This window comes from Candidatus Mycobacterium wuenschmannii (genome assembly GCF_030252325.1).
Taxonomy (GTDB): Bacteria; Actinomycetota; Actinomycetes; order Mycobacteriales; family Mycobacteriaceae; genus Mycobacterium; species Mycobacterium wuenschmannii.
In genome coordinates, this window is sequence record NZ_CP126981.1 from 608,811 (window position 1) to 623,389 (window position 14,579).

A 14,579-nucleotide genomic window follows, 5' to 3' on the forward strand; every position below is an offset into this window, starting at 1 on the left:
CCTCTACGCGGGTTCCGGCGGCGGGGCGGGATACACGGTCAGCTCGCCGGTCAGCACCGGTCTGCCCGTCGATACCTCCCACGGCATGTCCGGTGCCCAGCGCTCGAAGGACAGCAGCGCGCTCTCATCGGGGCTGGTGTAGTCGACGAAGTCCATCTCGCCACCGGCCGGTAAACCCGTCGTGCCTTCGGTGGTGTAGCCGGCGTGGCCGCGTTCCGTTTCGCGGTAGGTGATGCCCTCTATGACGTGCTGGCCGCCGGGCTGCAGTTGAAGATCCTTGCGGCTGCTCCACATTACCAATTCGAGCCGCCCGTCGTCGTCCTCGACGCTGAACCAAATCGGCTGCTCGCCGCCCTCCAGCAGGTGCTCCCACCACACGAACGGGCCTTCGCGAAAGGTGACCGACCCACGCACCACGTAGTCGACGCCGCCGTGGCTGACGATCGCGCCTGGCCCGAGCTGTCGGGGTCCGAATTGCGGTGCCGCCGAGGCGAACGCGAGCGGATCCTGTCGGCCGGCGGGCGGCCGCTTCGGGCGGCGCAGGGCCGCGATGAAAACGAAGATCGCCGCGATGAAGAACGCCGCGGCGAACACCAGCAACACTGAGCCCACTTCAGGCCTTTCATACCGTCAAGCCCCCGAAGGTGAAGGTAGCAGCTTTCTTCGAGGCTCCATGGCGTTAATTCAGTTACCGCCGGGCGACCGGTTTCGCCCCCGCTCGGGCCGGACCTACCTGGCCGGAGCCACGGCGATGGCCAGAAAGTCGAGACGCCACAGCGCCTCGAACAGCTTACGGCCGAACTTCTCAATGTTGGTGACGCTACCGCGTTGCGGCCCTTGGCTTTCCGCGACGATCGCGGCGATCTCGCGGATCGTGCGGTGGCCGTCGACGTGTTGCACGTATGACAGTTGGTCCTGAGTCAACCGCATGCGCCAGTCTGGTCGGTAGATCTCGGCGTCGGCCAGCCCGCAGCGCATGCGCAGCAGCGGGACATAGTCGAGCGAGGTGAGTGACGAAAAGTCAATCGAGTAGCTCTCTTTCGGCCGACCGGGATGGCAGGCCAGCAGGAAGTGACGTCCGTTTGTGGTACGCATCCGTTCCATCACAGACCACTGCTTCTGTTCCGGTAGGTCGGTGAGGTACTGCGTGAATTTTCCGGCGGCCGAGAGCATTTCATGGTGGTAGTACGGCGCTTTGAGGAACCATCCTTGGAACGCCAGATCTGCTTTATGCACCAGATCGAGGCAGTCGTCGACCGAATAGTGTTTGGCGCGCCCATGCAGGAACGTGTCCACCAGCGCGGCGTCGTGGCGCACTTCATCGGCGGTCTTCAGATAGCCGCGGACCGGGTGATCGGGCGGCAGCAACGAGATGGCCTCTTTGACCACCTGCACCGACACTTCGTCCTGTCCGAGGCGCAGGTCGCGGAACACCGATTCCATGACCTCGACGCCGAGCCGACCGTACTTCGCGTACAGCATGACCGCGATGACGCCGTCGGGCTTCAGGCACGCGGCCAGTGCTTTCATTCCCTCCAGCGGGTCGGCCATGTGGTGCAGAACCCCGGTCGACAGGACGAGATCGAAATCGCTGCCCAGCGAGGCCAACTCCTCGATGGGCAGCAGATGCAGTTCCAGGTTGTGTAATCCGTGCCTTTCTTTGAGGTATTGCTCGTGATCGAGTGACGGCTGGCTGATATCGACCGCGACCACTCTCGCCTCGGGATTTGTGTGTGCGAGCACGGCGGCCTGGTTGGTGCCACATCCGGCGATGAGAATGTCGAGGTCTGGCCGGTGTTCACGGTCGGGCCAGAAGACCCGATGGGAGTGGCTAGGGTCGAGCCACTGCCAGTTGTGGCGCAGCCACGCTTCGAGATCCTGAATCGGCTCCGGGTATCTCCACCGCTCATATTGGCGGGAGACGACATCGGCTTTCGGATCGTTCACAGCGATTCAGGCCCCCTTGCGGCCGGCATCGACGACTGCCGGCGTCTCACACCACCGTCAGGAGCAGGCCTTCGCGGCGTCGCTGATTTGGCTGTCGAGGTTGTGCCGCAACGGCTGCAAGGTGTCGGGAGTTCCTCCCGCCAGGTAGCCGATTCCGAGCTGTCCGATCGTATCGGCGAACGCACTGACGGTCTTCGTGAGATCGGCCGGGGCGGCCGTGTTGGCGGCGAGCGTGCGCTGCAGGTAGGCGCCTCCGCCGACGAGAGCCAATCGGGCATTGCCGGCCACCGCGAGCTCGCCGATCGGATTGTTCTCGGGGGTCTGCAGATGGGTGTTGAGCACCACAGCTTTCCGAACCGCGCCAAAAGCCCCGCACACGTTTGCCTTTGCGTCACCGCTCTGTTGGACCGGAGCGGCGGCGCCGTGGTGTGCCGGGTGGAAATAGGCCAGCGCGGCCAGGGCAACGGCGACGACGGCGAGGGCCAGCGCCGCGTAGTTCGCCAGTTGGGCGAAACTGCGCGAGTGTTCCGGAGTGGGTGGCGTTCCCGCAGGGCTTGCCACTGTTGCGGATTCGGCGAGTGGTTCGTCAGGCATTGGCCGAGGGTATCGCGCCCATCCGCATTTGTGGCGTCATTGCCGAGGTAGCTTGCGAGCTCACACCATCCGCAGTCCCTCGGGGAGGCCGCCCGCGTCGCGCCAAAATGCGTCGTTGACAAAGCGATTGAACAGATCTGGTGGCAGCAGGCTTTCGCGCTCCACGGCCCTCACGGTCTTGCCCACGGTATGCAGGCCCGGTGTGCCGGCCCGCTCGTCGAACTCGGTGACGTCGTAGTCGACGTGCTCGAAGTCGTGCTCGAATGCCGGTTCGCCGACGAAGTCGTAGATGGCGTGCATGGTCTTGGCCGGGTCGGCGGTCAGAGTCTCGTATTGAACGAGCAGCAGGCGGTGCTTCTGCGCGCCGAAACACGCTTGTTTGAGCGCGTCGTACGGCCCGCCCACCAGTCCGTCGGCCGATGCGACGACGTTGGCGCGGGTGTACACGGTGCCGCCGGCACTGTAGTTGAAGATCGACGATGGGCTGAAGACGTTGCGTTGCACCAACCGTTCGATGCTGTCGATCACCCACGGCATATCCCGCACGCACGCAATGACTTTGGCGTCGGGGAACAGCCGGACGATGGCCGGCATCCACGCGCACCAGGCCCGGTTGGTATCGAAGATCACTTCTGCCGGACTGTGGGCATAGTAGTTGTCGAACAGGCCGCGCAAGATTCGCTGGCGCTTGGCGTCATCGATGAAGACCGAGTATTCGCTGCGGGCGCTCATCTCACCCAGCAGTGCGCCGAACAGGCCGGCGAGTGGACCGGACATGCCGGCCTCGAAGCGCGGATTCTGCCGCAGCAGTGCGGCCAGCAGTGTCGACCCGGAGCGCGGTAGACCCGAGATGAAGTGGATGGCGGTCATCTTCGCTTCTTTCTCGACGTCTGTTCCTCGGTGATGCCCGTGCGATGGAGCCACAGTGGCAACTCTAATCACGCAGCCCGCACGCGCGTGTCATTTCGACTGGCAACGACGAAACCCGTTGCGAGACAGATGAACATGTCCGTACAGCACCCCGCCGCCGAAACGACAACCGCGGCCGAGTCTTTGGACCGGGCCGCGGTTGCCGTTCTCGCGTTTCGCGAGGATCTGCCGGCCCGGCCTACCCGTTGGTCCCTGGGGTGCCAGCCGTACCGGTTACGCCGACACCATCGCCGCCGTCGGTCCCGGGAAGGCCGGCGATCGTGGCGCCGCCCTTGCCGCCAGCTCCACCGGCTCCACCTGTGCCGGCGTTGGCGCCCGCGCTAGTGCCATCGCCGCCGTTGCCGCCGTTGCCGCCGAATGCGGTAACGCCGGTACCGCCGGCTCCGCCCGCTCCGCCGGCCCCGCCCGTGCCATTGGCGGTCGTGGCAGTTCCGAGGCCGCCGTCACCACCATCGCCGCCAAAGGTTCCGGCCGCGCTGCCACCGGCCCCGCCGGCCCCGCCTGCGCCGCCGGTCGCGGTGATGGCCGTGGTGCCGGTGTTGGCCAAGTTGCCGATACCGCCGTCTCCGCCGGCGCCGCCGGCCGCTGCCGAGCTGCCCGCGCCGCCGGCCCGCCGACGCCGCCGATTGCCGAGCCGCTACCGGCATTGGCGTTCGCGAAGCCGCCGGCTCCACCGGCTCCACCGTTGGCTCCAGCAGCGGAGCCGCCCGCGCCGCCTGCGCCACCCGCACCAGCGGTGGCATTGCCGGTACCGAAGTTGGTGCGGGCCTCGCCGCCGGCCCCACCGGTACCGCCCTCCGCACCATTTGTGCCGCCGGCACCGCCGGCGCCGCCCGCCCCGCCAGTGGCGGTACCGCTGGTGAACGAGTACCCGAGGCCGCCCTTGCCGCCGTCTCCGGCACCCGTGCCGGTGCCGCTGGCACCGCCGGCCCCGCCGACCGCGGTGCCGTTGTTGACGACGCTGTTGGCGTACTCGGCGAAGACCTTGCCGTCACCGCCGTTGCCGCCCATCGCGCCGGCAGCCTGACCAACGCCACCAGCGCCGCCCGTCGCCGTGCCGTTGACGACCACACCACCGGTGACGTTTTCGCCAATGCCACCCGAAAGCACACCCGCGCCGCCCGTGCCACCGACGCCGCCGTTGAGGGCCGCGCCGCCGGCGCCGCCGGTGGCGGTGCCGCTCGCGAAGCCGGGTCCGGAGAATCCGGCGAAGCTACCGGCAGAAGCTGCGATACGACCGCGGCCGCCGTCGCCCCCGACGCTGTTTTCTCCGGTGCCGCTGCCGCCGGCCCGCCAGTGGCGGAACCGCTGACGGTGCCGCTGTGGGCCGGATCGGCAGAGTCGTTTCCGAATCCGCCGCTGAGGTTGCCGAAGCCGCCGTTGCCACCCTGGCCGCCGTCGATGCCGGCGCCGCCCGCCCCGCCGGTGGCAGAGCCGGTCGCGGTGCTACCGGCACCGTTGGAATCGATCAGAGCGTAGCCACCGTCACCGCCGGTGCCGCCGTTCGTGCCGCCGGCGCCGCCGATACCGCCGACCGCCTTGCCGCTGATGATCGACCCGCCGTTGGCGTTGAGCTGCGCGTAGCCGCCCTGGCCACCACTGCCGCCTTCCGCGCTAGTGGATCCGGCGCCGCCGACGCCACCCGCACCGCCGGTCGCGGTGGAGGTGCCGCCGATGAGTCCGCTGTTGTTGATTTCGGTCGAGGCGAAGCCGCCGCCACCGCCGCCGCCGCCGCCCTGGCCGGCCGCATCCGCGGTTCCGACGCCGCCCGCACCGCCGGCCCCACCGGCACCGCCGGTGGCAGTCGTGCCGGCCACCGCGCTCGAGTCGCCGACACCGCCGGCGCCGCCCGAGCCACCGTTGCCGTCGAACCCACTTGCGCCGGCGAAACCGGATGATGTGCCCGCGCCGCCCGCTAGGCCGTGATCACCACCCGTGCCGCCGATGCCACCGGTGCCACCGAAGCCTTGCGAGACCGCATTGTCGAAGTCGCCGGCCGCGCCGACGCCGCCGTTACCGCCAACGCCGCCGGCGCCGCCGCTGCCGCCGAAGCCGAACAGCCCGGCTGCGCCGCCGTTACCGCCGAGGCCGCCGTCGCCTCCGTTGCCGCCGGTGCCGTCGCCAGTGGTGAACGAGCCTGCGGTACCGGTCAAGCCGGCACCACCGCTGCCGCCGGTGCCGCCGGAGCCCAGGAACGAGAACTGGCCGCCGTTACCGCCGTTACCGCCCGAACCCGCTTCTTGAGTCGCGGTCGCGTCGCTACCGTTGCCGCCCGCGCCACCATTGCCGAACGAGCCGTAGGTTGCGCCGTCGCCGCCGTTGCCGCCCTTGAAGCCGTCGCCGCCATTGCCTCCGGAGCCGTAGAAGGCGTACAGACCGGTGTCGCCGCCGTTGCCGCCGATGCCGAGGCCGCTGCCGTCGCCACCGAGACCACCGTTGCCTCCATACAGTCCGCCGAGGCCGCCGTCGCCGCCGTTGCCGCCGAGGTATCCGGCACCACCGTCACCGCCGTTGCCGAACATCCCGGCGTCACCGCCGTCACCACCGTTCTGCGCAAGCGCGCCGGTGGTGAATGTGTAGCCGTCACCACCGTTGCCGAAGAACATTCCGCCGTCTTGGCCGTCGGGGTTGGCCGCGGTTCCATCGATGCCGTTGCAGATGAATCCGCAGGAGTCAGAAACCGAGTTCGCGGGGCTGGCCGCCTCGTACCACTGGTTGAGCATCGTGTCGACGCTCTGTCCGAACGGACTGTCCATCCATTGCTGGCCCAGGTCCTGGAGGTACGCGGTGAATGGATCTGTTGAACCCGAGGCGTCGAGGGTCGACGCCGCACCCAAGGCGGAGTCCAGGCCCGACGTGGGGTCGGCGACGAACCACGCGCTCAGCGCGGTGTCGATGCTGTCGAACCACGTGCCCAGGCTCGCGCCGAATGCCGGGTCGATAGTCGTGAACGAGGCCACGATCGGATCGAAGATCGCGTCCAGCCCGAAGTCGTCGGCGTGCGCTGCCGGCGCGGCGGCCAGCGGTCCGAGGCCCAGTGCCAGGAACGCGCTCGCGCCGCCACCGAGGCCGATTGCGCCCCTACGCCGGCGGGCCTTGCTCTTGTTCTTCTTCGAACGATGTTGACCAGCCATGACGGACCTTCCCCCAGGATAAGTTTTTCTCAGCGTTCGCTAAGTTAGACCTCAGGGCCAACGATGGGAAGAGTTTGGGAAAAAGATCTTGAATAATCTTCGAATTTGATCTTGGAATTCTATCGCCGCAGCTCAAAGGCAGATTCCGAAGGTTTACGAATTAGCTGTTTTCCATCCGTGGTGAACGGCGCTAATTAAATTTCCGGCCGCAAGGAACGGGCGAATATCGCGCTGATCGGCCGAGTGGGTTCGCGATGGTCGACCTGCTTGGTCTCCTTGGGGAACCGCTGCGTCCCCTCGGTTTCGCTCAGCCTATCGGCAACCGGCGCCGCTTTCAGCGGCGTCGCACCCGCGTGTCCACCGTCGTCACCATGCGGATCTTGGTTACTCTTCATCGAACAAGCGTTCGCAAGGTAGGAGACCCACTATGCGCGTGATGGGCGTCGACCCCGGCTTGACGCGCTGCGGGCTGTCCGTCATCGAAAGCGGGCGTGGCCGCCAGGTCATCGCGCTCGACGTCGACGTGGTGCGCACGCCGTCCGACGAGCCGCTGGAGCGGCGGCTCCTGACGATCAGCGACACCGTCGATCACTGGATGGACACCCATCTGCCGGACGTGATCGCGATCGAGCGGGTGTTCGCCAATCAGAACGCCAACACCGCAATGGGCACCGCGCAGGCAGGCGGCGTGATCGCGCTCGCAGCCGCCAAGCGCAACATCGATGTGCACTTCCATACGCCCAGTGAGGTCAAGGCGGCGGTCACCGGCAACGGCCGGGCGGACAAGGCTCAGGTCACCGCGATGGTCACCAAAATCCTTGCGCTGCAAACGAAGCCGACACCAGCCGACGCCGCCGACGCCCTCGCGCTGGCGATCTGCCACTGCTGGCGCGCGCCGATGATCGCCCGGATGGCCGCCGCCGAGGCGATGGCGGCCGAGCAGCGCCGCAACTACCAGGCCAAGCTGAAGGCGGCCCAGTGACCGCCGGCGACGATGCAGAGCGAAGCGATGAGAAGGAGCGGCGCTAAATGATCGCGTCGGTCCGCGGCGAGGTGATCGACATCGCTCTCGACCATGTGGTGATCGAGGCCGCGGGTGTCGGATACAAGCTGATGGCTTCGCCGTCGACGTTGGCCACGTTGCGGCGCGGCAGCGAGGCGCGCCTGATCACCGCCATGATCGTTCGCGAAGACTCGATGACGCTCTACGGCTTTCCCGACGGCGACGCACGAGACCTGTTCCTGACGCTGCTCGGCGTGTCCGGCATCGGCCCGAAAATTGCGTTGGCCACCCTCGCCGTCTACGACGCCAACGCTTTACGGCAGGCGCTCGCCGACGGTGACGTCACCGCTCTCACCCGGGTGCCGGGTATCGGCAAGCGCAGCGCCGAGCGGATGGTGCTCGAGTTGCGCGACAAGATCGGCCCGATTTCGCCGTCTGCCGGGGTCGCCGTCAACGGACACAGCGTTCGCGGCCCGGTGGTGGAAGCGCTTGTCGGACTTGGCTTTGCGATCAAGCAGGCCGAGGAGGCCACCGACAAGGTACTCGCCGCCGACGAGGAGGCCACCACCTCAACGGCGCTGCGGTCGGCGCTGTCGTTGCTCGGGAAGACGAAATGAGCCCCGACGACGACGAACCCGAAGACCGGGAGGTCTCCGCGGCGCTGACCGTCGGCGAGGGCGACGTCGACGCCAGCCTGCGCCCGCGATCGCTCGGGGAGTTCATCGGTCAACCGCGGGTGCGCGAGCAGTTGCAGCTGGTTATCGAAGGGGCCAAGAACCGCGGCGGCACACCGGATCACATCCTGCTGTCGGGCCCGCCGGGGCTGGGCAAGACGTCGCTGGCGATGATCATCGCCGCCGAGCTCGGGTCCTCGCTGCGGGTGACGTCGGGGCCGGCGCTGGAGCGCGCCGGCGATCTGGCGGCGATGCTCTCCAACCTCGTCGAGAACGACGTGCTATTCATCGACGAGATCCACCGCATCGCCCGGCCCGCCGAAGAGATGCTGTATCTGGCGATGGAGGATTTCCGGGTCGACGTCGTTGTAGGCAAAGGCCCTGGGGCAACGTCGATTCCGCTCGAAGTCGCGCCGTTCACTCTGGTCGGGGCGACCACCCGGTCGGGCGCGCTGACCGGTCCGCTGCGGGACAGGTTCGGCTTCACCGCGCACATGGACTTCTACGAACCGGCCGAGTTGGAGCGGGTGTTGAGCCGCTCCGCGAGAATCCTGGGCATCGAGTTGGGTCGCGAGGCGGGCGCGGAGATCGCACGCCGTTCGCGGGGGACCCCACGCATCGCCAACCGGCTGCTGCGCCGGGTGCGCGACTACGCCGAGGTGCGGGCCGACGGCGTGATCACTCGCGACGTCGCCAAGGCGGCGTTGGCGGTCTACGACGTCGACGAGCTCGGCCTCGACCGGCTGGACCGCGCGGTGCTGTCGGCGCTGACCCGCAGCTTCGGTGGCGGCCCGGTCGGGGTGTCGACGCTCGCGGTGGCTGTGGGCGAAGAAGCCACCACGGTCGAAGAGGTGTGCGAGCCTTTCCTGGTGCGGGCGGGCATGATTGCCCGCACACCGCGCGGCAGGGTCGCAACCCCGCAGGCGTGGACGCACTTAGGGATGACACCACCCCCGCGCGCCAGCGGTTTGGGGCAGACGGGACTGTTCGAGTAGCGGGTCGCCGCCGAAGATTTGGAGGTCGTAATGATCACTGCCGCACTGGTATTCGCCGGGCTGGCCGCGCTGCTGCACGTCTACATCTTCACGATGGAGTCGCTGACATGGACCAGCAAGCGCACCCGGGCCGCGTTCGGTACCACCGCCGAGGAGGCGGAGACCACCAAACTCCTCGCGTTCAACCAGGGGTTCTACAACCTGTTTCTCGCCATTGTCGGCGCTGTCGGCATTGTGGCAATCGAATTGGGGCACACGGACATTGGCGCGGCACTGATCTTCGCCGGCGTCGGCTCGATGGCCGCGGCGGCCGTCGTGCTGCTGGCGTCTGCACCGGACAAGGCACGGGCGGCATTGACCCAGGGCCTCTTTCCGGCGATCGCGGTGGTGTTACTGGTCGCCGGCCTGCACTAGTTCTTGGTGAGCTGGAAGCTCACGATGATGCTTGCCGGCTTGGGGCGCAGGCCGGTCGTTCGGATGTAACTCCGCTCCCTGTGCGCTGACCCGAACACGCGGTGTGATCGCCGCTGTAGCGAATTTCCCTACCTCGTCTGGTCACCATCGGGCGCGTCGGTCGACGCGATCCTGAATAAACCCGGCAATTGCTGACCTTGACCACCTGTCGCATAGACCTCGGTAAATGCGTTTTCCCGTCGGTCCTCATCGTTGCCCAGCTGTGGATTAATGAGTCGGCTCTGAGGCCTGTCTAAGGCGCGGGCATTACCGTGACGCGCACGTTGACGGCACCAAGTGGCAAAGCCGGGGCGTAGGGGTACTCAGCACGCTCTTGACACTCCGGTGTCCACTGTTTGAGGAGAACTCGAAAAAATGAATGGCACCTTGCACATGCCGCGCAGCCGAGGCGCTGTCAGTGGACTGCTCTTACTGGCGCTCGGTGCGTGGGGAGCGTTGATCCCCTTCATCGGACCGTACTTCCATTTCGCGTACACCCCCGGCGAGCCCTGGGTTTGGAGCACGGCGCGGGCATGGCTCGAGGTGTTCCCGGGAGTCGTCACTGTGGCCGGTGGATTCCTGCTGCTGATCTCCGGGAACCGGGTGACCGCCATGTTCGGCGGCTGGCTCGCCGTGATCGCCGGCGCCTGGTTCGTCGTCGGTCGCACCCTGTCATCGACGCTGCGCCTCGGCGACGTCGGCCACCCCATCGCCGCAACGGACGCCAAGCGCGCCGCGATCGAGATCGCCTCCTTCTCTGGGCTTGGCGCGTTGATCGTCTTCGTCGGCGGCGCGGTGTTGGCCAGGGTCACGATCCGGACCGCACGCGACGTCGAACTGGCCCAGCAGATGGCCGAAACTCCGGTCGAGTCAGACACTTTCAACGCATTCTCGGAGTCGGCCCGCACCGAGGTGCTGACTCCGGCACCGCGTCGGCACCGGCGCGAGGAGAGCAACGGGCTGTTCCGTCGGAGCAGCGCCGGCGCGGCAAGTCACTAGCAGACGTCAGACAGAAGCCTGGGTCGTGATCCTTCGAGATCCACGACCCAGGCTTCTGTTTCGTGTTGGGTTCAGAGCAGTCCGAGCAGCTGCAGGTCGGTGATGTACTTGACGATCACCGGCTGCGAGACATGCGGAATGTCTTTGTCCGGGCCGATTTTCGCCTCTTGCACGGCGGCGCGGAACTTGTCCGTCGGCGCCATCGACCCGTTGAGCGGAGCCGACGGCTTCTGGTAGTTGTGCAGCAGCGGCAACAGGCTGTACTGCCGCTGGCGATCCGGCAAACCGCGCAGCGTCATCTCGAACCGCTGCAGCCAGGCCGCGTAGTCCCCGACCCGCTGAACGGAATACCCGGCGCCGATCAACCAGTCGACGTACTCGTCGAGGCCGATGCCGTCGTCGTAGGGGTTCATCACGTGGTACGTGTGGAACCCGGTCTCGTGCTGTGCGCCCAAACTCGAGATCGCCTCGGCGATGAATTCGACTGGCAGACCGTCATAGTGCGCGCGTTGCCGATTGCCCTCCGCATCGAGTTCGTAGAACGATCCGGGCGCGATACCGGTGGCGACCACGCTGAGCATCAGTCGGGTGAACATGTCGGGCAGGTTCAACTGGCCCGCGTAGGTGGTGTCGGCCAGGATCATGTCGCAGCGGAACACCGCGACCGGCAGACCGCACAGATCGTTGGCCTCGCGCAGTAGTACCTCACCGGCCCACTTGCTGTTGCCGTAGCCGTTGGCGTACCCGTCGTGAATCTGCCGCGTAGCGCTGATGTCACGAATATCGGCTTCCTCGACGAACTTTCCGGGCTGGATCTGATCGCCCACGCCGATCGTCGACACGTAGGTGAATGCCTTCAGCTTTGTAGTCAGCGCTATCCGCAGCAGTTCGGCGGTTCCCAACGCGTTGGGGCCGAACAGCTCGCTGTAGGGCAGCACATGGTTGACCAGGGCGGCCGGGTCGACGATCAGGTCGACGGTGTCGGCAAGTCGCTGCCAGGTCTCGGCATCCAGGCCGAGGTTGGCCTCGCCCTTGTCGCCGGCGATGACCTCCAGGTGGTCGGCCGCCAATTTCTGGTAGTGCGCCAACAGCTTTGGATCACCGCTGTCGAATGTCTTGTCCAGGCGCGCTCGCGCGTCGTCGTCCGACTTCGCGCGCACCAGGGCGATCACCTTGCCGTCGACCAGGCTCATCCGCTCGAGCCAGTCCAGCGCCAGGTAGCGACCGAGGAACCCGGTCGCGCCGGTCAGCAGCACCGTCCGCACCTCGCTGCCGGCCTGCGGCAGGCCGGGCGCCGCGGCCAGCGTCGCTTCGTCGATGAATTTGTCCAACGTCAGGTCGGCGGCGTGCACCTCGGTGGCGTCGCGGCCGTGCACCGACGCGAAGCTGGGTCGCTTGCTGCCCTGGCGCTCACCCTCGATGTAGTCGGCGATGGCCTGCAGGTCGTTGGCCGGGCTCACGATCACCCCGACCGGCACATCGACCTCGAAGATCTCGTGCAGCAGGTTGCCGAATGTCAACGCGGACAATGAGTCTCCACCGAGGTCGGTGAAGTGGGCATCCGGTGTCAGGTCGGACTTCGCCGCGCCCAGCAACGCCGCGGCGGCCCGGCTGACGGTCTCCAGCACCGGCACGTCCGCGCCCGTGCGTCGCAACTCGGACAGCTCGTTGGCCTGACCCTGGGCGAGGTCGGCGTAGAGCTGTTCCAGGCGCTCGCCGTAGTGCTGCTTGAGCTTCGGCCAGGCCAGCTTGCGGATCCCGGTCAGCAGGCCGTTCTCCAGGCTGAACGGCGTGGTCTCGACGATGAAGTCACGCGGCACCTCGTAGGACTGCAGCCCAACGGTTTTCGCGACGTTCTGCAGCGACTCGGCGATCGCGGACTTCGATACGTTCTCGTCGGTCGGAACGACGACCGCGAGCAGGTACGGCTGGGCGCTGTTGCCGTAGATGTAGATCTGGCGGACCAGCGGGCTGTTGCCGAACTCCGCCTCGAGCTTGGCCAGCGTGACGAACTCGCCCTGCGCCAGCTTGAGCACGTTGTTGCGGCGGTCGACGTAGACCAAGTGGTCCGGGGAGATCTCGGCGAAGACGTCGCCGGTCCGGTAATAGCCGTGCTCGTCGAACACACCGGCCGTGGTCTCGGCCCGCTTGTAGTAGCCGGGGAACATGTTCGGCGTCTTGAGCAGCAACTCGCCCCGGGGATACGGCCGGTCCGTGGCGTAGTACCCCAGATCCGGAACGTCGACCAGCTTGTAGTCGTCGACTGGGGGGCGCTGAATCTCGCCGTCCAGCAACACCATTCCCGCTTCGGTGGAGCCGTAGCCGTCCACCAGGTGGATCTCCAGCAGGGCCTCGACCCAGCGCCGGAGCTCGGGGGAGATCGGGGCGGACCCGGTCATCGCGAAGATGAAGCGACCGCCGAGGAGGTCCTGGCGCAACTCGGTCAGCACCTGTGATTCGGCGGTCTCCTGGTCGACGCCCTCGGCGGTGCGTCGGCCGGTCTCGCTCTGGTACTCGCTGAACAGCATCTCCCAGATGCGCGGAACGAAGTTCAGTTCGGTGGGCCGCACCAGGCGCAGATCCTCGAGCAGTGTCGACAGATCGCTCTTGGCGGCGAAGTACACCGTGCCACCGTTGCCGAGCGTGCCGTACAGGGTTCCGCGACCCATCACGTGGCTCATCGGCATGAAGTTGAGGCTGATCGACGCGGCGCTCGGCCCGAACCAGTTCTTGGTCGACCGGTTCCACATCTTGGCCACGTTGCTCTGCGGGTACATCGCGCCTTTGGGGGCGCCGGTGCTACCCGAGGTGTAGATCAGCAACGCCAACGGATCGTCGTCGTTCTGAACAGCCTGTACCACAGGCGATTTCGCTCCGCGCTCGCGCAGTTCGTCCAGCGTCTCGACGGTCACGTCGAGGCTGGCCAGCCGTTCGCGGGCGGCTTGGAGGGCGTCGCGATTGTCGTCGAGTTCGGTGCGGTAGTCGAAGACCACCAGTCGGTCTGGGGTGTGGCCGGCCTCGGTGCCGGCGAGGATAACGTCGACGGCGTCGGAGAGGTAGTCAACGCTGGCGGCGAACACGGTCGGCTCGGTCTCGATCACGATCGGCTGCAGCTGCGCGATCGCCGCGCTGGTCTGCAGTGGGACCGAGACAGCGCCGACGGTGCCCAGGGCCACGTCGATGGTGGTGTAGTCGACGCTGGTGAAACCCAGCACGCAGACCCGGTCGCCGTGTTCGACTACGCCGTCTGCCAGGGCGCGCGACACCTGGCCCACGCGGTCGGCGAGTTCGGCGTAGGTGATCTTGTCGAACCAGGGGAGCAGTGCGGCGGTCGTCCGGCCGGTCTGCGGATCCTTGACCAATTCAAATGCGCGCTGCGCCAGTGCGGGCCGGTCCGCGTAACCGTCGAGCACGGCCTCGACGACGGCGGGGAACCGGGTGCCGGCCGCTTCGATGGCTGCGCTGACGTTCTCGTCGGGCCGTGCGGCGGCGAACTCGGGGTCGTTGACGGCGAACTCTGCTGCGCGACGTTCCTGGTCTTCCTGGGTCTCGATCGACATATCAGAACCTCACAACTTTACGAACGGGGAAATCTATCGGTGCGACGCTGCACGTATTGAGTACTACGTTAGCAAAGGTAACGATATTCCACGAGTAGCCGATCCAGCGTTATGTGTGACGTGTTGCACGGGGTCGCGGGGTGGTGATCCGTCCGCGTGGAATCCGGAGCTGCCGGGTATTCGTGGAGAACGGTCGTTCCACGCACATAAAGCCCTTTCGGCATGGGCTTCGAGGTGTGACTCGCCCGCAGGAACGCGCGAAGCGTGTTCCACGCGCCGTGTCGATTGGG

General features: G+C 66.9%; 11 protein-coding genes. 5 read left to right on the forward strand and 6 right to left on the reverse strand.

All coding sequences use genetic code 11. The features are described from left to right. Positions 1-3: 3 nt before the first annotated feature. The 5 genes from PT015_RS03160 to PT015_RS03180 all read right to left on the reverse strand — a co-directional run bounded on the left by PT015_RS03160 (position 4) and on the right by PT015_RS03180 (position 6,605). The gene (locus PT015_RS03160) at positions 4-612 is read right to left on the reverse strand and encodes a DUF4178 domain-containing protein (protein WP_285188739.1); all 609 of its coding nucleotides are present in this window, start codon (positions 610-612) and stop codon (positions 4-6) included. A 117-nt stretch (positions 613-729) separates the two neighbouring features. Next, complete coding sequence (locus PT015_RS03165) at positions 730-1,953, reverse strand: class I SAM-dependent methyltransferase (RefSeq protein WP_285190900.1); 1,224 nt, start codon at positions 1,951-1,953, stop codon at positions 730-732. Positions 1,954-2,004: 51 nt separating this feature from the next. Then, positions 2,005-2,541: a hypothetical protein gene (locus tag PT015_RS03170; RefSeq protein ID WP_285188740.1), complete on the reverse strand. Its 537-nt coding sequence runs from the start codon at positions 2,539-2,541 to the stop codon at positions 2,005-2,007. Between the two features lie 60 nt (positions 2,542-2,601). Next, positions 2,602-3,411, reverse strand: a complete 810-nt coding sequence (locus PT015_RS03175; protein WP_285188741.1) for a sulfotransferase family protein — start codon at positions 3,409-3,411, stop codon at positions 2,602-2,604. 503 nt (positions 3,412-3,914) lie between these two features. Then, the gene (locus PT015_RS03180; RefSeq protein ID WP_285188742.1) at positions 3,915-6,605 is read right to left on the reverse strand and encodes a PGRS repeat-containing protein; all 2,691 of its coding nucleotides are present in this window, start codon (positions 6,603-6,605) and stop codon (positions 3,915-3,917) included. A gap of 427 nt (positions 6,606-7,032) precedes the next feature. Between PT015_RS03180 and ruvC the strand changes: the two genes are divergently transcribed. The 5 genes from ruvC to PT015_RS03205 all read left to right on the forward strand — a co-directional run bounded on the left by ruvC (position 7,033) and on the right by PT015_RS03205 (position 10,729). After that, entirely contained in the window at positions 7,033-7,587 is a 555-nt protein-coding gene (gene ruvC, locus PT015_RS03185; protein WP_285188743.1) for a crossover junction endodeoxyribonuclease RuvC, read from the forward strand. Between the two features lie 47 nt (positions 7,588-7,634). Then, on the forward strand, positions 7,635-8,225 hold the full coding sequence (gene ruvA / locus PT015_RS03190; protein WP_285188744.1) for a Holliday junction branch migration protein RuvA: 591 nt from the start codon (positions 7,635-7,637) through the stop codon (positions 8,223-8,225). Continuing rightward, entirely contained in the window at positions 8,222-9,277 is a 1,056-nt protein-coding gene (ruvB, locus tag PT015_RS03195; RefSeq protein ID WP_285188746.1) for a Holliday junction branch migration DNA helicase RuvB, read from the forward strand. The genes ruvA and ruvB overlap by 4 nt, the downstream gene beginning before the upstream one ends. Before the next feature lie 30 nt (positions 9,278-9,307). Next, the gene (locus PT015_RS03200; protein ID WP_285188747.1) at positions 9,308-9,691 is read left to right on the forward strand and encodes a DUF1304 domain-containing protein; all 384 of its coding nucleotides are present in this window, start codon (positions 9,308-9,310) and stop codon (positions 9,689-9,691) included. Positions 9,692-10,105: 414 nt separating this feature from the next. Next, positions 10,106-10,729 (forward strand): hypothetical protein, encoded by a 624-nt coding sequence (locus PT015_RS03205; protein ID WP_285188749.1) that lies wholly within the window; start codon positions 10,106-10,108, stop codon positions 10,727-10,729. A gap of 71 nt (positions 10,730-10,800) precedes the next feature. Here the strand turns inward: PT015_RS03205 and car are convergent, their stop codons facing one another. Beyond that, positions 10,801-14,289, reverse strand: a complete 3,489-nt coding sequence (car, locus tag PT015_RS03210; RefSeq protein WP_285188751.1) for a carboxylic acid reductase — start codon at positions 14,287-14,289, stop codon at positions 10,801-10,803. Between the last annotated feature and the right edge of the window lie 290 nt (positions 14,290-14,579).